The sequence below is a fragment of the Flavobacterium sp. YO64 genome (assembly GCF_004119505.1).
GTDB lineage: Bacteria > Bacteroidota > Bacteroidia > Flavobacteriales > Flavobacteriaceae > Flavobacterium > Flavobacterium oncorhynchi.
Window position 1 is genome coordinate 1 of sequence record NZ_NRQV01000053.1, and the last position, 16,531, is coordinate 16,531.

Annotated in this window: 17 protein-coding genes; 7 read left to right on the top strand and 10 right to left on the bottom strand. The window is 32.3% G+C overall.

Annotated features, from left to right (window positions below):
• Nucleotides 1–41: 41 nt before the first annotated feature.
• Nucleotides 42–1,088 (bottom strand): thiamine-phosphate kinase, encoded by a 1,047-nt coding sequence (thiL, locus tag BOW57_RS20130; RefSeq protein WP_089053341.1) that lies wholly within the window; start codon nt 1,086–1,088, stop codon nt 42–44.
• Between the two features lie 276 nt (nt 1,089–1,364).
• Here thiL and BOW57_RS20135 point away from each other — a divergent pair, with 276 nt between their 5' ends.
• Together BOW57_RS20135 and BOW57_RS20140 are read left to right on the top strand one after the other, a co-directional pair.
• Nucleotides 1,365–1,844 (top strand): DinB family protein, encoded by a 480-nt coding sequence (locus BOW57_RS20135; RefSeq protein ID WP_089053340.1) that lies wholly within the window; start codon nt 1,365–1,367, stop codon nt 1,842–1,844.
• Between the two features lie 49 nt (nt 1,845–1,893).
• Nucleotides 1,894–2,391, top strand: a complete 498-nt coding sequence (locus BOW57_RS20140; RefSeq protein ID WP_129056905.1) for a DinB family protein — start codon at nt 1,894–1,896, stop codon at nt 2,389–2,391.
• A 39-nt stretch (nt 2,392–2,430) separates the two neighbouring features.
• Here BOW57_RS20140 and BOW57_RS20145 read toward each other — a convergent pair whose 3' ends face one another.
• The 6 genes from BOW57_RS20145 to BOW57_RS20170 form a co-directional block, all read right to left on the bottom strand.
• Nucleotides 2,431–3,390, bottom strand: a complete 960-nt coding sequence (locus tag BOW57_RS20145) for a YafY family protein (protein ID WP_129056907.1) — start codon at nt 3,388–3,390, stop codon at nt 2,431–2,433.
• A 112-nt stretch (nt 3,391–3,502) separates the two neighbouring features.
• Entirely contained in the window at nt 3,503–4,117 is a 615-nt protein-coding gene (locus BOW57_RS20150) for an outer membrane beta-barrel protein (RefSeq protein ID WP_129056909.1), read from the bottom strand.
• A 263-nt stretch (nt 4,118–4,380) separates the two neighbouring features.
• Nucleotides 4,381–5,760 carry a hypothetical protein gene (locus BOW57_RS20155; RefSeq protein ID WP_129056911.1) on the bottom strand — a complete coding sequence of 460 codons (1,380 nt, stop codon included), beginning with the start codon at nt 5,758–5,760 and terminating at the stop codon, nt 4,381–4,383.
• A gap of 99 nt (nt 5,761–5,859) precedes the next feature.
• Entirely contained in the window at nt 5,860–7,656 is a 1,797-nt protein-coding gene (gene lepA / locus BOW57_RS20160) for a translation elongation factor 4 (RefSeq protein ID WP_089053336.1), read from the bottom strand.
• 163 nt (nt 7,657–7,819) lie between these two features.
• Nucleotides 7,820–8,536, bottom strand: a complete 717-nt coding sequence (locus BOW57_RS20165) for an NUDIX domain-containing protein (RefSeq protein WP_129056913.1) — start codon at nt 8,534–8,536, stop codon at nt 7,820–7,822.
• A gap of 140 nt (nt 8,537–8,676) precedes the next feature.
• The gene (locus BOW57_RS20170) at nt 8,677–9,222 is read right to left on the bottom strand and encodes a CvpA family protein (RefSeq protein ID WP_129056916.1); all 546 of its coding nucleotides are present in this window, start codon (nt 9,220–9,222) and stop codon (nt 8,677–8,679) included.
• 263 nt (nt 9,223–9,485) lie between these two features.
• Here BOW57_RS20170 and BOW57_RS20175 point away from each other — a divergent pair, with 263 nt between their 5' ends.
• The 3 genes from BOW57_RS20175 to BOW57_RS20185 all read left to right on the top strand — a co-directional run bounded on the left by BOW57_RS20175 (nt 9,486) and on the right by BOW57_RS20185 (nt 11,498).
• The gene (locus BOW57_RS20175; protein WP_089053333.1) at nt 9,486–9,842 is read left to right on the top strand and encodes a hypothetical protein; all 357 of its coding nucleotides are present in this window, start codon (nt 9,486–9,488) and stop codon (nt 9,840–9,842) included.
• Between the two features lie 134 nt (nt 9,843–9,976).
• Nucleotides 9,977–10,996, top strand: a complete 1,020-nt coding sequence (locus tag BOW57_RS20180; RefSeq protein WP_089053332.1) for a phenylalanine--tRNA ligase subunit alpha — start codon at nt 9,977–9,979, stop codon at nt 10,994–10,996.
• 94 nt (nt 10,997–11,090) lie between these two features.
• Nucleotides 11,091–11,498 (top strand): hypothetical protein, encoded by a 408-nt coding sequence (locus BOW57_RS20185; protein ID WP_089053331.1) that lies wholly within the window; start codon nt 11,091–11,093, stop codon nt 11,496–11,498.
• Between the two features lie 142 nt (nt 11,499–11,640).
• On the opposite strand, the gene BOW57_RS20190 is transcribed toward BOW57_RS20185, so the two are convergent.
• The 3 genes from BOW57_RS20190 to BOW57_RS20200 form a co-directional block, all read right to left on the bottom strand.
• Complete coding sequence (locus tag BOW57_RS20190; protein ID WP_089053330.1) at nt 11,641–12,636, bottom strand: NAD(P)H-dependent glycerol-3-phosphate dehydrogenase; 996 nt, start codon at nt 12,634–12,636, stop codon at nt 11,641–11,643.
• 328 nt (nt 12,637–12,964) lie between these two features.
• Nucleotides 12,965–14,122: an iron-containing alcohol dehydrogenase gene (locus tag BOW57_RS20195; protein WP_129056918.1), complete on the bottom strand. Its 1,158-nt coding sequence runs from the start codon at nt 14,120–14,122 to the stop codon at nt 12,965–12,967.
• A gap of 189 nt (nt 14,123–14,311) precedes the next feature.
• Complete coding sequence (locus BOW57_RS20200) at nt 14,312–15,073, bottom strand: type 1 glutamine amidotransferase domain-containing protein (protein ID WP_164973750.1); 762 nt, start codon at nt 15,071–15,073, stop codon at nt 14,312–14,314.
• 85 nt (nt 15,074–15,158) lie between these two features.
• Between BOW57_RS20200 and BOW57_RS20205 the strand changes: the two genes are divergently transcribed.
• Together BOW57_RS20205 and BOW57_RS20210 are read left to right on the top strand one after the other, a co-directional pair.
• Nucleotides 15,159–16,064, top strand: coding sequence for a LysR family transcriptional regulator (locus tag BOW57_RS20205; RefSeq protein ID WP_129056920.1), 906 nt, complete (start codon nt 15,159–15,161; stop codon nt 16,062–16,064).
• A 67-nt stretch (nt 16,065–16,131) separates the two neighbouring features.
• Nucleotides 16,132–16,488, top strand: coding sequence for a PKD domain-containing protein (locus tag BOW57_RS20210; RefSeq protein WP_129056922.1), 357 nt, complete (start codon nt 16,132–16,134; stop codon nt 16,486–16,488).
• Nucleotides 16,489–16,531: the final 43 nt, after the last annotated feature.

Genomic DNA, 16,531 nt, shown 5'->3' on the forward strand with positions numbered 1-16,531 from the left:
TATAGTTAGTAGTTGAATTTTTTTATTAGATTTTTTAAAATTTATTCACTCAAAGCATCCCAGCCGCGTGCTTTTAAGGCAATTTTAGTGTTGGCGCGAGTTACCAAATGAATTCCTTCGCTTTCATCAGCCATATGACCAATAATTGAAAAGTTCGGATTTCCTTTTATCTTATCAAAATCATTAATATCTATTGTAAAAAGAAGTTCATAATCTTCACCGCCATTAATTGCAACAGTAGTGCTGTCAATATTAAACTCTTCACAAGTCGAAATAAACTGAGGATCTAGAGGAAGTTTATCTTCATATAAATTACAACCCACTTTAGACTGCTTGCAGATGTGAATAATCTCTGAAGATAAGCCGTCAGAAATGTCAATCATCGAGGTTGGTTTTATTTCTAGCGCGTGCAAAAGAGTTCGAACATCTTTGCGTGCTTCGGGTTTTAGTTGTCTTTCGACCAAATAAGTATAAGGATCTAAATCTGGCTGACTGTTTGGGTTTACCTGGAAAACCTGTTTTTCACGTTCCAAAACTTGCAATCCCATATATGCTGCGCCAATATCGCCGGTTACAACTAATAAGTCAGTTTGCTTAGCGCCATTACGATAAACGATTTCATCTTCATCAGCTTCGCCAATAGCTGTTATGCTTATAATTAATCCTTTTTGCGATGAGGTAGTGTCACCGCCAATAACGTCTACTTTATATTCTTTTGCGGCATGCGTAATCCCTTCAAATAATTCTTCTAAGGCTTCTAGTGGAAAACGATTAGAAACGGCTACAGAAACAGTTATTTGCGTTGGTTTAGCATTCATGGCGCAAATATCAGATACATTTACCACAACAGCTTTGTATCCTAAATGTTTTAAAGGCATGTAAGCCAAATCAAAATGCACACCTTCTATTAATAAATCTGTAGAAACAACCACCTTTTTAGCCTTGAAATCAAGAACAGCAGCATCATCGCCTATACTTTTTAAAGTAGATTCTTGAGTAACATCAAAGTTCTTGGTTAAATGTTCAATTAAGCCAAACTCGCCTAATTGCGCTATACTGGTACGTTGAGGATTTTTATCTTCGATCATTTTTTTTTTAAGTTCCAAAGTTTGTAAGGTGCAAAGGTACAAAGGTTTTTTCTAAAGACACTAAGATTCTGAGAGGCTAAGGTTCTAAGTTTTTTTCTAGCATGTTTATTTTGTAGAGACGTACTGCTGTGCGTCTATGCCTAGTATTTTCTTGTCGATTATCAAAAAAAACAAAAGAAAATGTAAAATAATTTTTAATTGTTTTTTCCTACTGACAAACTGTTGTCACCGGCTCGTTTTACTTTTGAAGTATAGAAATATTAAAACTTTAAAACCATGAAAACATTAGAAGCACAAGTAATTACTTCAGAAGAATTATTGAAACATTGGCAAGGGCATCGCGCGCTTACGCGTCATGTGATTGAGGCTTTTCCCGAAAAAGATTTTTTTGAATTCTCGATTGGAGGTATGCGTCCTTTTGCAAAATTAGCTGATGAACTTTTAGCTATTGCTGCACCAGCACTTAAATCGATAGTTAATCGTGACGTTCAGCCTTATACAGAAGGAACAGAAAAATTGATTTTTAAAGCACAGTACCTTGAAAAATGGGATGAGGCAACAGAGGAAATTAATAAATATTGGGAGAAATTGTCGATAGAAGATTTTAATGAAAACTTTAATCTATTTGGACAATATGAATTTCCAATTATTCAAAATATTTTGTATTTTATTGATAATGAAGTGCATCACCGTGGGCAAGGTTACGTGTATTTGCGAGCTTTAAATATTGAACCTCCATTTTTCTGGGAAAGATAATCAGATTGCTTTTTAATTCGTTTAACTTTAAAAATCTAAATTAACAGCTATGAGTTTAAAAAAGATAATGTCTAATTATGCCGATTATAATTTATGGGTAAATCAACAATTTGTAAATTGGCTTTCGCCGAAATCTGATGAATTGCTTTATGCAGAAGTTCCTTCAAGTTTTTCAAATATTATGAAAACATTGGATCATATTTGGTCTACAGAAGAATATTGGTTTTCGATCATTTCTGAAACTTCTCCAATAGAAAAGAAAGCAGAAAATGAATCGTCGAAAGAGGAAATATTTGCGGGACTATTAAATTCATCTGCAAAATTGAAGGACATTATCCATTCATTGTCTGAAGAAGATTTGGTTAAAGAAGTTAAAATTAGTAATCCTTGGTTTGAATGCGAACTTCCAGTTTCTGATTATTTGCTTCAGGTTATTAATCATGGAACTTATCACAGAGGGCAGATTGTTACAATGGGACGGAATATTGGAATTACTGATGCTTCAAATACAGATTACAATTTTTACAACGTTATTAAACAGAAATAAATCAAAAAAAACTCCTGAAGATTTCTCTCAGGAGTTTTTTTATAAAAGTCTTAATCTGTTAATTTCTAATAATTCTAAAGCTCTTGTTTTTAGTCTTTCAGGTTCTAAGATTTCGGCATAATCACCAAACATTAAAAACCAACGCGGAAATCCGCTTTCAATATCTTTGCACATAAACGTCATTTCTATTTTTCCATCAACTTCTTTTTCTGAAATAAAGCCATGATATTTTTTTTCAGTTCCTAAGTAGCGGGAGATTTTTTTGTCAATCAAGATCCTGACTTTTGTAGTTGGAATAGTTTCGTTTTTAGATAAATAAGTGTCCAAGGAATTATGTTCGATCGTAAAATTAGAGTCTGTTTTCTGAATTTTTTGAATTCTGTCTGTTCTAAATTGACGATAATCCTTTCGCAAATGACAATAGCCTAAAAAATACCAATTATTATGGTCGTGAAAAACGCCGACAGGTTCAATATTTCGTTCATTAGTTTCATCACTTTCAAAAGTTTTGTACGAAAGTAAGATTTGTTTTTTCTCAGCAATACTTTCAAAAAGAACCGCTAAAGTATTTGGAGAATTGTCATTAAACATTGGTTCTGCAGTCTGCATTACAACTTTAGATTCAATATTAGAAAGCCAGTCTTTATCAGTACTTCGAAGGACTGATTTCAGCTTATACATTGCAGATGCGTAATGATTTCCAAGAGCAGGATCAGTAAACTTCTGCATTAGTTTTTCGGCAGCAATAAAACTGCTTACTTCTTCGCGCGTAAACATAACCGGCGGAAGTCTGTAGCCTTCCATTAAAGCGTAGCCTACGCCAGCTTCACTGTAGATGGGAACTCCAGAAGCTTCAAGAGTCCTAATGTCTCTATAAATAGTTCGTAAACTCACATCAAATCGATCTGCCAATTCTTGTGCTTTTACAATCTTTTTGGATTGTAATTGAATTAGGATAGCCACAATTCGGTCAAATCTTTTAGGAGTTTCGTCGAGCATTTTTTTGGGTTCAAAGGTTAAGAGGCTCAAAGTTACAAAGGTTTGATGTTTAAAGAAATAAAAAAGCTGTCCCAAATTGAGACAGCTTTTATAGGTAAATCGTAGAAACGAATTAAAATTTATACAAAAGTCCAAATTTTGGTTGATCAAAAATGTTTTCAAATAAGTTGATGTTTAGTTGAAAAGTATCTGATGATGGACCATTTTCCGGCGAAACACTATTGTAAGATAAAATGTTAGCAAGGGTAAATGTAACGGCAATATTTTTGGTTAAAAAATAGTTCAAACCAACATTAATATTGGCAGTAAGACTGTTACTGTCGTTAGAACCTGCACTTGTTTCGACTTTGTTTCGGCCATAGCCAAGACCGGCTTCACCATATGCTTTGAAACGTTTTTTATCTAATTCAAGCACATAATATCTAGCAAATCCTCCAATACCAAAGATGTTTGTTTTAGTATTTGTTGATTCATATTTGTTACTTGAATAATTTAATTGACCTCCAACAGCAAATTTGTTGTTAAGGAAATATCCAAATTTAGGATTGAAAGCATAGTAATCCTGGTCGCCGCCAGTGCTAATTTGTATAGAACCTTCTATAAACATATCCCCATGCGCAAAAGTGATTCCTTTTGCAGTTTTCATTTCTGACTCAACTTCTTCTTGTTGAGCATTAACGAATGAGAAAGTTAACATCGATAAAATAATAAAAAATTTAGTTTTCATAATTATCTGGTTTTAAAGTTGTAAGATTACAAGTTATAATTTTTGTGTTAAATTCTTTGTTAAATTCGACGAACTGCATCAAAATTCTGTGAAGGGTGTTAATATTTTTATTTTTGTAGCTTTTTACACATATTTATTTGGGTTGGATTTAATTGATTTTTTTGTAATGAATTGATTACTAGTTTTTAATAGTGACCTTGGTATAAAACATTAACCCGATAACTTAAGTTATCGGGTTAATGTTTTTTTAGCAAATGAGCTTCTTATCCTCCATTTACTCCAAATTTCCTGAATGCTTGGACTGTTTGAACAATTCCATAGGAAATAAAAATTTTGCCAATCATAAAGAAGAGTAAAGGAAAGAAATAGGTTTCTGCATTTTCAATTGGAGATTTAAACAATGAAAAGGGGTTTAAAAATTTGAGATATCCAACAAAAAAATCTTCGATTGTATGAGGAAAGTACAATGTGTTTTTCATAACGATAGCATACGTACATAAATATAGAAGATAAAATATTAAACCTATAATACCAGTAAACACAAAGCCTTTTGTCCAGTCTAATCCAAAATAATTGGAATGTTTGTTAAAGAATAAAATAAAACTATCTCTCCAATTTTTGTTTTTTTCTTTTTTATAAGCATTTAACTCATATGCTTTAAAACGTAGATAATCTATTTGATTATGAGTGTTGACCAATTCTCGTTTTATTGCTCTGATTGTTTTTCTATCCCATTTTTCGATAACCGAATTGTTAGTTTTATTTAAGTCATCAAAATATGCCGTCCCGGCAAAAGTTACTTGATGGATCTTAAAATTGTTTGTTTCAAAATTTTCAAATGATGCTTTTTCTAAGAATTTAGAATGTGAAAATTCAATTTTATTGAATTTTGAGTTATCAAAAAATGAATATTTTTCAAATTTACATGATATAAATTTTAATTCTGAATTATTTAAATTTTTGCATTCTTCAAAACCTGTATAAGCATAAAATTTACAATCGTTAAAACTTGTGCTTTTCCCAAAATCTGTTGATGCAAAAACTACTTTATCGAATTTACAATCATTAAAAATTAATTTTGTAAATACTTGTATTTCTTTGAAATTTGCAAAATTTGGGAAATATGAACGTGTGTTTATCCAATTGTCAACTTTTGCGTTTTCAAAAGAAGAGTAAAAGTTTTGATAATCATAATCTTTCTCGGTTTCATTAACCATTAGATTTAATTCTCCTTTTTCAAGAAACAGATCGTTAAAGTTTAATTCAATTAAGACTATTGCAAAAATGTCAATTTTACCTGACAAAGGATTTTGTTTATTGTTAAATTTTAAACGCTTGAATAATCCATCAATATGAATATCGTTTATTTTTTTTGTATTTAAAAAATGTAGGTAATCAATTTCAACATCAGTTATCAAAATATCTCCATTAAAAGTACAATCTTTAAAAATCAATTTAAAAATCTTATTTTGGAAATTTTCAATTTCTAAATTGCCATTGAAAATACAATTAACAAATCTCAACTGATTTAAGTTTTCATAGTATAAACTGTTAAATGAAGAATCCTCTTTTAAGTTTATAGTGCTATCTTTAAATATGTTGGTTCCTTCGTATAGTTTTGTATTTAAATCGTTTATTATCATTTAATTTTTATAATATATTCAAATCTAAACAAAAAACCCGACAACTTTCATCATCGGGTTTATATCTTACTACTTAGTATTTAAATCTCAATACTAAATTTAATCATTCAATTTCAAAACAGCCATAAACGCTTCTTGTGGAATCTCAACGTTTCCTACTTGACGCATACGTTTTTTACCTTTTTTCTGTTTTTCAAGAAGTTTACGCTTACGCGAAATATCTCCACCGTAACATTTTGCGGTAACGTCTTTACGAAGTGCTTTAATGGTTTCACGAGCGATGATTTTAGCTCCAATTGCAGCCTGAATAGGAATATCAAACTGTTGTCTTGGAATCAGCTCACGTAATTTTTCGGTCATTTTTTTACCAATATTGTAAGCGTTATCTTCGTGAATTAAAGCAGAAAGAGCATCAACCGTTTGTGCATTTAAAAGAACATCTAGTTTTACTAGTTTTGAAGTTCTCATTCCAATAGGAGAATAATCAAAAGAAGCATAACCTTTTGAAACTGTTTTTAAACGATCGTAAAAATCAAATACGATTTCTGCCAAAGGCATATCAAAATTCAATTCAACACGTTCCGTAGTTAAATACGTTTGATTGGTAATTTGACCACGTTTCTCAATACATAAACTCATTACGTTACCTACGAAATCAGCTTTTGTAATGATAGTTGCTTTAATATATGGTTCTTCAACTCTATCTAAACGAGAAGGTTCAGGTAAGTCTGAAGGATTATTTACAACAAATGCAGTTTCCGGATCTTTTTTAGTATAAGCCAAATACGAAACGTTAGGAACCGTAGTAATTACGGTCATATCGAACTCACGTTCTAAACGTTCTTGGATAATTTCCATGTGAAGCATTCCTAAGAATCCGCAACGGAAACCAAAACCTAATGCAGCAGAGCTTTCAGGAGTAAATACTAGCGAAGCATCGTTTAGCTGCAATTTCTCCATAGAAGAACGCAAATCTTCGTAATCTTCAGTATCAACAGGATAAATTCCCGCAAATACCATTGGTTTTACATCCTCAAAACCAGTAATCATATTAGTAGTCGGCGTTTTAGCATCAGTTAGAGTATCTCCAACTTTTACTTCTTTGGCTTCTTTAATTCCAGAAATTAAATAACCAACATCACCTGAAGAAATTACATTTTTAGGAACTTGATTTAATTTTAAAGTTCCAATTTCGTCAGCAAAATATTCATTGCCGGTAGCCATGAATTTAATTTTTTGCCCTTTTTTAATTTCACCATTTACAACTCTAAAGATAACTTCGATTCCACGAAACGGATTGTAAACCGAGTCAAAAATCAAAGCTTGTAAAGGTTCTTCAGGATTTCCTTTTGGAGCTGGAATTTTTTCGATAATGGCAGCCAAGATATTTTCAACACCAAAACCTGTTTTTCCAGAAGCATGAATAATATCTTCCAATTTACATCCCAGCAAATCGATAATATCATCACTCACTTCTTCAGGATTTGCACTTGGTAAATCTACTTTGTTTAAAACCGGAATAATTTCTAAGTCATTTTCTAGTGCTAAGTATAAATTAGAAATAGTTTGTGCTTGAATACTTTGTGCAGCATCAACAATTAAAAGTGCACCTTCGCAGGCAGCAATTGAACGTGAAACTTCGTATGAGAAATCGACGTGTCCAGGAGTATCAATCAAATTCAAAATGTATTCTTCACCTTTGTAAGTGTATTCCATTTGAATAGCGTGACTTTTTATGGTAATACCACGTTCACGCTCCAGATCCATGTTGTCAAGCAATTGAGCTTTTTCTTCACGGGCTGTAACGGTTTGAGTAGCACCCAATAATCTATCTGCCAGTGTGCTTTTACCGTGGTCAATGTGTGCAATAATGCAAAAATTACGAATCTTCTTCATTGTAATATATAAGTTCTCTAATCGAGTTTAAGTATTTCTTTTAATGTAAATTGCGCTCTAACAATTGCTTTAGCGTATGTTACTAAGCCGCAAAGATAGCGCAAAGTTTTGGATTCTGGAATTCAGAAGCCCGATAGTTAAAAGCTAAGATTTAAAAAGTGCTTTAAAATTCAAAATTAAACCCTTTTTGAGTTAATTTCTTGTAGATTTCGTCATCAAACTTATAAAGTTTTGCAGCTCTATGCGAAACATCTTGTTCTTTTTCATCCAGTTCAAGCAGTAGTTTCATATGAAGAATTTTTCTTCTAAAATTTGATTTTTCTAAAGCAGTACCTAGAATTTCTTCGTAAAGATGCATCAACTGCAATAAAGTAAATTTTTCAGGAAGAAGATTAAAGCCAACAGGAGCATGGCGAACTCTGCTGCGAAGGTGCTGTAAACTGTAAGACAGGATTTCGTTATGATCGTAGATTAAATCAGGAATGCTGTTTATTTTGTACCATTTTGCATCAGATGCGGTGAAACCAACTTTAATATTATAATCTTCTCTTTTTACAAGAGCATAATATCCTATAGTAATAACCCGCCGAAGCGGAAAACGATCTGGATCGCTAAACACTTTTAACTGTTCCAAATAAATGTTATCAAGACCTGTAAGTTCACTCAATAAACGTTGAGCAGCAGTATCAGTGCTTTCGTTTTTATTGATCCATCCGCCTGGAAGTCCCCATTTTCCTTTACTGATTCCTTCAGCATGCTGTACTAAAAGCACTTCTAGACTTCCTTCTTCAAAACCAAATACAACACAGTCAATTGTAATCGCTTTCATTGCATTTTGTTCGCTTTTGGGAACAGAGCAGATTTCTACGTTTTTATTCATTTGCGAAGTAAATTTTTACAAATTAAATAAATAAAAAGCACAACTCTTCTCGTTGATCATTTAATATTTTTAATGGTTTAAAAATTTGATAACCAATCATTTAAAAAGAGAAAGAAAAGAAAATTAAAGTAGTAATTATATTATTGAGGTGATGTATTGCTGTTTTTTGAGGAATTATCTGACTGATTGTCTTTGAAATTCTCGTACCATTTCTCAATTGACGGATATACAAAAGCGGCCACTTTTTTTACAGGATTATAAAAAATAGACTTGTCCAGAGTTTCCTTTTTAGCGAAAGTATTATTGAAATTGATTTTTTCAAATAAGGCAATAAAAATGCTTAAAATAAGAATTGATTTTAAAACCCTAAAAAAGCCTCCACCTAATTTATTTGCCCATCCTAAAAAGGCAAAATCGGCAATTCCCGTAAGGATTTTGGCTAAAAAATAAACACCAATTACAACTAAAACAAAAGTTAGTATAAAAGCTGTAATTTGAATTGTACTTGGATTCCACGACACATGTTTGCTGATTATATCTTTCATTAAAGAAGAAAATTTAATCGCTAAATAAATTCCTAACAACAACGAAATAAAAGAGGCAACTTCTACAAAAAGCCCATTTTTAATGCCTTTGTATAAGCTAAAACCTAAAAGTGCACCAACAATAATATCAAAAAAACTCATGTTTTCTGTGGATTTAATAAAGGCGCAAATATAGATCTTTTTTTTAGGTTCAAAGGAGCAAAGCTGTAAAGGAGTAAAGTTTTTAATTTTCAAAATCCATAGACATTCTTGACATTTTGATCCCGTAAAACGGAAGTTTTCGTTTTTTGAGGTCTTTGGATTTGAAGTTCTTATCTTTGCAACTCTAATTTTAGAATTCAGATTGCTAATTTTAGATTTTTAAATCAGTAATCTAAGATCTAAGATCTAAAATCATAAATAAAATGTCAAGAGATACACAATTAAAAGAGCGTTGGGAAAAGCTCGTCGATATACTTTCAAATCAATTTTCGCAAGGTGAAGACTTAGATTTAGATGCAATTATTTATTTAATTGGAGTTCAGGAACTCGGAAAAGTGCACCGCGAATTCAAGAAAGATGAAAAATTAAATTTGATGCACATTGCAATCTGCAGATTATTGGAACCTTATGGGTTTTATGAATTTGATTTTTTTGATGCTGAAGGATGGCCTCATTACAAAGTAAAAGAACAATTACCAGCTTTAAAAGCTGGCGAACAATCGGTTTTAATGAAAGAAGCAATCGTTAATTATTTCTTAGAAAGAGAAGTAATAGAATAAAAAATTTAAATTTTAGAATGTAGATTTTAGATTTTAGATTGAAATTATGACAGAAGTTTGGAAAATACTTCAAACATCTCACTCTTAACATCTCACTTTTTTACTAAATTTGTATTCTCAATTATTGAAGGAAAATGATAGACAAGATAAAAGAACATATAGAGGAAGCTAAAGCCTTTAATGACAAAAATAAAGAATCCTTAGAGCAATTCCGTATTAAATATTTAGGTAGTAAAGGATTGTTGAAAGAACTTTTTACAGAGTTCAAGAACATTCCAAACGACCAGAAAAAAGATTTTGGACAGGTAATTAATACTCTAAAAGCTGTTGCTGAAGAAAAAGTTCGCGTTATTCAGGAAGAACTGGAAAGCAAACAAGAAACAAAAGGAGTTTTTGGAGATTTAACACGTGCAGCAGAGCCAGTAATTATTGGTTCCCGCCACCCAATTTCAATTGTTAAAAATCAGATTATTGATATTTTTGCCAATATTGGTTTCAACGTTTCTGAAGGTCCGGAAATAGAAGACGATTGGCATAATTTTACAGCATTGAACTTGCCAGAATATCATCCGGCACGTGATATGCAGGATACATTTTTTATCCAAACAAATCCTGACGTGCTGCTGCGTACGCATACATCATCTGTTCAGGTGCGTTATATGGAAAATCATAAACCGCCAATTCGTACGATTTCTCCAGGACGTGTTTTCCGTAACGAAGCAATTTCATCTCGTTCGCACTGTATTTTTCACCAGGTAGAAGGATTGTACATTGACAAAGATGTTTCTTTTGCTGATTTGAAACAGACGTTGCTTTATTTCACAAAAGAAATGTTCGGGAAATCTAAAATTCGTCTTCGTCCGTCATACTTTCCATTTACAGAACCAAGTGCTGAAATTGATATCTATTGGGGTTTAAAAACCGAAACGGATTATCGTATTACAAAAGGTACAGGATGGTTAGAAATTGGAGGTTGTGGAATGGTTGATCCTAACGTTTTGAAAAACTGTGATATAAATCCAGATGAATACAACGGTTTTGCATTTGGAATGGGAGTAGAGCGTATTGCGATGCTTTTATACCAAATTGGTGATATCCGTATGTTTTATGAAAACGATGTTCGTTTCTTAGAGCAATTCAAAGCAAATATATAATTCTAAGTCTAAAAGTCATAAAGTCGAAAGTCATAAAGTCATTACTTTGAGGTTTTCGACTTTATGACTTTCGACTTTTAAACTTTTGACTAAAATGAAAAAAGATATAATAATCCCGATAGTTGAAAACGTGTTTCTTGCTGCCGTTCAAGAATGGAGCGACGATTTTATGGAGAAAGTATGGTATGCTTATCTTGTAAATGACAGCGATTTTAATTTAGACAGTGTAATGGTGGTTTCAAAAGCATTTGGAACTATTGATGGAGAAATGAAAAAAACCTCAATTTTGCGTCATGCTTTTGTTGAAGTTCCTGCAGTTTCTGTAGTAAAAATTGAGATGATAGAGAAAAGTCTTCTCGTTATGAACAATGAATTTATGGTGACTTTTTTCATCGGAAATACTTTGTACGATAAGAAATTTACTTTCAAATCTAATTTAATCAATGAAAATGATACTGAAGAAGTGCCAATTTTGTTTGTTGAAGGAATTATGGTGAAGTAGTTGTTCAGTGGTCAGTTTTTAGTGGCCAGTCATGGTATTCAGTTTAAAATTGAAATTAAGCGTTAAAATAAAAAAGTCCGAAAAAAATATTTTTTTGGACTTTTTTATTTTATCTGATCACTAAAAACTGACCACTGAATGCTTAATCCAAAGACTCCGTTAATTTTTTAAATACAGATTTTGCATCTTTTCCTTCATATAAAACAGCATAAACAGCGTCTATAATAGGTGTTTTTGCTCCGTAACCTTGATTTAGTTTGTAAGCACTTTTTGTGGCGTAATAACCTTCGGCAACCATGCTCATTTCCATCATGGCGCTTTTTACTGTGTATCCTTTTCCAATCATATTTCCGAACATTCTATTTCTTGAAAAAATAGAATATCCTGTAACTAATAAATCGCCTAGATAAGCAGAATCATTAATGTTACGTTTCATTTTATGTACTTTACGAATGAATTTTTTCATTTCGCGAATTCCGTTACTCATCATAACCGATTGGAAATTATCGCCATAACCTAAACCATGTGCAATTCCGGCAGCAATTGCGTAAATGTTTTTAAGCATTGCTGCGTATTCAGTTCCGATAATGTCGTCTGAAATTTTAGCTTTAATATAATTTCCTGAAAGAGATTTTGCTACAGTAGAAGCTTTTTCGGGATCACCGCAAGCAATTGTCAGATAAGAAAGTCTTTCTAATGCCACTTCTTCAGCATGACAAGGCCCCGTAATAACTCCTATGTTGTAGTATGGAATATCGTATTGAATATGAAAATGCTCGCCAACAATTAAACTAGTTTCTGGAACGATACCTTTAATTGCTGAAAAAATAATTTTATCTGATAAAGAAACCGTCATGTTTTTTAATTCGGCATCTAAAAAAGCAGATGGGATAGCAAAAATGATGTAATCTGCATATTCGATCGCTTCATTTATATTGCTGGTTAATTTAAGCTTGTTAGTGTCAAACTCAACCGAGCTTAGGTAATTTGGATTGTGTTTGTATTTCTGAATATGTTCGATCGCAGATTCATTACGCATATACCACGCAATTTCTGAAAGGTTTACGCACAACATTTTTGCAATTGCGGTTGCCCAGCTTCCTCCTCCAATTACTGCAAATTTTAACTTTTCACTCATTATTTTAATAATTTAAAACAAAAGTACTTAATAAAGTAGTAATAATACAAAAACTGATTTAAGAAATTTATTTGTGTGTGTATAATAGCAATGGTTTTCAGCAGTTTTTCAATTAAAGTAAAAAATATTTTTTGAGAAACACAATAAAAATAAAATCCTTACGTTGTAACTGTTTATAAATTAGAATTTAATGAGTTTAGCAAGAATTGAGTTAGTTAGTTTTGTTTTAGTATTTTAAAAAGGCGCTCTTAAACTAGTTAAGAACGCCTTTTTTCATTAGTTGCCAATACTCACTTTGTAGTACTCACGGTTAATTTTTACTGATCACTTAATAACTAAGTTCAACAATAGATTTTACTTTGTCTAAAGTTATTAATTGATTTTCTCCGAGACCTTTCCAACCTCTTTCGTCAAAGCGGTTTACTATGAAATCTGCAGTATTACTATAATTTTCTGTGTATTGAGATAGTTTTGTGTCCATTCCCATTGTATGGAAAAATTCCACTGTTTTATTAATTGCTTCTTTTGCCACTTCATCATCAGATCCTGAAAGATTAAAAATACGTCGGCCGTATTGTGCCAGTTTGCCTTTTTTAGTCTCAAACATTACCTTGTATAAACTTGGGCCAATAATAGCTAAAGTTCTAGCATGATCAATTCCGTAAAGTGCAGTTAATTCGTGACCAATCATGTGAGTTGCCCAATCTTGAGGAACGCCTTTTTGAATTAATCCATTCAACGCCATAGTACAACTCCACATAAAGTTTGAAGCTAAAGCATAATCGGTTGGATTTTCAACAACTTTTGGACCTATTTCAATTAAAGTTTGTAAAATTCCCTCAGCAATTCGGTCTTGTAAAAAACCTTCATGCGGATAGGTTAGGTATTGTTCCATTACATGCGTGTAAGCATCAACAACACCATTTTGAATTTGTCTTTTTGGTAAAGAAGCGATAACCGTTGGGTCGCAAATAGAGAATTTAGGAAACATTGCGCTTCCGCCAAAAGCCAGTTTTTCCTGAGTAGATTCGATAGTTACAACAGAACCGGAATTCATTTCGCTTCCCGTTGCAGGCAGCGTCAAAACAGTTCCAAAAGGCATTGTGTTTTCTGTAATTAAGATTCTTTTTTGTAGAATATCAATCGGATTTCCTTCAAAATTTACAGCTGCCGAAATAAATTTCACACCATCAATTACTGATCCTCCACCAACGGCAAGAATAAAATTGATTTTTTCGGCTTTGATAACATCAACTGCCTTCATTAACGTTTCGAATCTTGGATTTGGTTCAATTCCGCCAAATTCTACAATTTCAAAACCTTTTAAGTTTGCGATTACTTGATCGTAAACACCATTTTTAAAAATACTTCCGCCTCCATAAGCCAAAAGAATTTTTGCGTCTTTTGGAACTAGAGTTGATAGTTTTTCAATTTGTCCTTTTCCGAAAATTAAATTCGTCGGATTGTATAATTCAAAGTTTAGCATTTTTTTAAGGTTCTAAGATGCTAAGATTTTGAGGTTCTAAGGTTTTTTTCTTTGAACTTATCTAATAGACTTAGCATGGTTGTTTGTTTAATTTTTTTATTTATCAATTTGCTTCTGGGACATTAGCTTTTTTTAGTTCCTAAGAGAAGAACCTTAGAATCTTAGCATCTCAGTCCCTTAGCATCTTATTTATTTAATTTTTTGTAATAATTTGCCGGCTACCAGTTTAGACGATGCTGGATTTTGACCTGTAATTAAAAGTCCATCTTCGACAGCATATGGCTGCCAGTTTGGTCCTTTTGAAAAAATTCCTCCATTTGATGATAAAGCGTCTTCTAATAAAAAAGGAACGACTTTAGTTAAACCAACCGCTTCTTCTTCGTCATTGGTAAATCCAGTTACCTTTTTGCCTTTTACCAAATATTCGCCTTTTACTTTTACGTTTTTCAAAACTGCTGGCGCATGACATACAAAAGCAATAGGTTTGTTGTGCGTATAAAACGACTCGATTAAGGAAATAGAATTTTTATCTTGAACTAAATCCCAAAGCGGTCCATGACCTCCAGGATAAAAAACAGCATCATAATCTTTTTGATTAACAGTCGAAAGTTTTAAAGTGTTTTTTAGTTTTTCTTGTAAAACCTTATCAGCATCAAAACGTTTTGTGTCTTCTGTCGCTGATAACGGATCGGCACTTTTAGGATCAATTGGTGGTTGTCCGCCAAGAGGAGAAGCAATTGTAATTTCGACTCCCTGATCTAATAACTCATAATATGGTGCAGCAAATTCTTCTGACCAAAACCCAGTTTTTTCTCCAGTATTGCCCAGCTTATCATTACTGGTAACAACAAATAATACTTTTTTCATCTCTTTTTTATTTGATTTTTGAGCAACAGCCGAAATGCTTACGGCTGTAAATGCAATTATTGCGAGTAAAGTTATTTTCTTCATAATATTAAATTTTGAACAAATTTACAGCTTAAGTGATATTAGTAAAAATAAAATAAACTATGTTTGTTATAAATAAATTTATGTCATGGTAAATCTAGAATGGTACAGAACCTTTAAAGCGGTTTATAAAAACGGCAATTTTTCGGTGGCCGCAAAGGAATTATTTATGAGTCAGCCAGCCGTTAGTCAGCAAATTTCTATGCTCGAAGCTCATGTTGGGAATAAATTATTTAATCGAAAATCAAAAGGAGTAGAGCCAACGGAATATGCTAAGTTACTGAATAATTTGATTATAGATGCGCTGGACAGGCTCGAAAGTGTCGAGGCTGGTTTTAGAGCTAAAGCTGAAGATGCTAATCGATTAATTTCTGTTGGAATTTCAAAACATCTTTTTGAATGTATAGGGAATCTTTTGATTTCAAAGTTTGATTTGATCGATTTTACCTTTGCCGAAAACGATGAGCTTTTTACATTAGTCGATTCTAAAAAACTTGATTTTGCAATAACCACAAAAAGGTTTGATACTTTTGATACCACTTATGAAATTGTTGGAAAAATTAAATTAATAGTGGTTGCTCCAACAACTTTAGATATAACAGAATTTCGTCAAAGACTAAAAGCAGATAATTTTGTAGAGATTGAACAATGGTTGAATGGTCAAAAATGGTACAGCCATGATGCCCGAATTCCGCACATAAAATTGTTTTGGCTCCATGCTTTTAATAAAAAAAGACCGTCGATGGTTCCTAATTACATTATTCCCTCAGAATCTGAGATGCTGCGACTTTTATCCAAAAATGAAGGAGTGGCGGTAACTTGGAATTGTAACGCAAGAAGTTTTATAAAAGAGAATAAACTGCAGTTGGTGTGGAATAGTTTTCACGTGCCAGAAGAATTTGTGTACTTATTAGCGCCCAAAAACAATAATTTAAATGCGCTTTTTGAGATTATTTCAAAAGAGTTAAAGATGTTTTTTGGTAACAGATTATGATTTAAATCATTTGTTTGTGTTGCTTAAAAGTATAATTTTGATGCATAAACCACTAAAATTTTCAAAAATGAAAAAGTTTGTATCAGTTTTAATCCTTATTGCAGCTGTATTTATGAGTAATTCTTGTAGTAAGAGTGATAGCGAGGCGATAGTAGATTGCTTAGCAGAGTCAATTTTTGTTAAATTGCATAATTCTACAGATGCTAATAATCCTAAGATAATGAATTATTCAGTTGGTTACAGCGGAACAGGAACTTTGGTTTCTGTAAAATGGACATTTGGTGATGGTAGTACAGCAACTGGAAAAGATGTTTCTCATACGTATGCTGCTGCTGGAACGTATGAAGCTAAGGCAGAGGTTACCGTTAAAAAAGATGGTCAAGAATGTACATCTGTTCCAAAGAGAACTGTAACGGTTAACTAGAATTTGAAAAATAAAAAAGAAAGCCTGAATTTAAAATTACTAG

Bases quoted from the DNA above. Each gene is read 5' to 3' on its own strand.
- thiL (WP_089053341.1), bottom strand. From the start codon at position 1,088: ATGATCGAAGATAAAAATCCTCAACGTACCAGTATAGCGCAATTAGGC.
- BOW57_RS20135 (WP_089053340.1), top strand. From the start codon at position 1,365: ATGAAAACATTAGAAGCACAAGTAATTACTTCAGAAGAATTATTGAAA.
- BOW57_RS20140 (WP_129056905.1), top strand. From the start codon at position 1,894: ATGAGTTTAAAAAAGATAATGTCTAATTATGCCGATTATAATTTATGG.
- BOW57_RS20145 (WP_129056907.1), bottom strand. From the start codon at position 3,390: ATGCTCGACGAAACTCCTAAAAGATTTGACCGAATTGTGGCTATCCTA.
- BOW57_RS20150 (WP_129056909.1), bottom strand. From the start codon at position 4,117: ATGAAAACTAAATTTTTTATTATTTTATCGATGTTAACTTTCTCATTC.
- BOW57_RS20155 (WP_129056911.1), bottom strand. From the start codon at position 5,760: ATGATAATAAACGATTTAAATACAAAACTATACGAAGGAACCAACATA.
- lepA (WP_089053336.1), bottom strand. From the start codon at position 7,656: ATGAAGAAGATTCGTAATTTTTGCATTATTGCACACATTGACCACGGT.
- BOW57_RS20165 (WP_129056913.1), bottom strand. From the start codon at position 8,536: ATGAATAAAAACGTAGAAATCTGCTCTGTTCCCAAAAGCGAACAAAAT.
- BOW57_RS20170 (WP_129056916.1), bottom strand. From the start codon at position 9,222: ATGAGTTTTTTTGATATTATTGTTGGTGCACTTTTAGGTTTTAGCTTA.
- BOW57_RS20175 (WP_089053333.1), top strand. From the start codon at position 9,486: ATGTCAAGAGATACACAATTAAAAGAGCGTTGGGAAAAGCTCGTCGAT.
- BOW57_RS20180 (WP_089053332.1), top strand. From the start codon at position 9,977: ATGATAGACAAGATAAAAGAACATATAGAGGAAGCTAAAGCCTTTAAT.
- BOW57_RS20185 (WP_089053331.1), top strand. From the start codon at position 11,091: ATGAAAAAAGATATAATAATCCCGATAGTTGAAAACGTGTTTCTTGCT.
- BOW57_RS20190 (WP_089053330.1), bottom strand. From the start codon at position 12,636: ATGAGTGAAAAGTTAAAATTTGCAGTAATTGGAGGAGGAAGCTGGGCA.
- BOW57_RS20195 (WP_129056918.1), bottom strand. From the start codon at position 14,122: ATGCTAAACTTTGAATTATACAATCCGACGAATTTAATTTTCGGAAAA.
- BOW57_RS20200 (WP_164973750.1), bottom strand. From the start codon at position 15,073: ATGAAGAAAATAACTTTACTCGCAATAATTGCATTTACAGCCGTAAGC.
- BOW57_RS20205 (WP_129056920.1), top strand. From the start codon at position 15,159: ATGGTAAATCTAGAATGGTACAGAACCTTTAAAGCGGTTTATAAAAAC.
- BOW57_RS20210 (WP_129056922.1), top strand. From the start codon at position 16,132: ATGAAAAAGTTTGTATCAGTTTTAATCCTTATTGCAGCTGTATTTATG.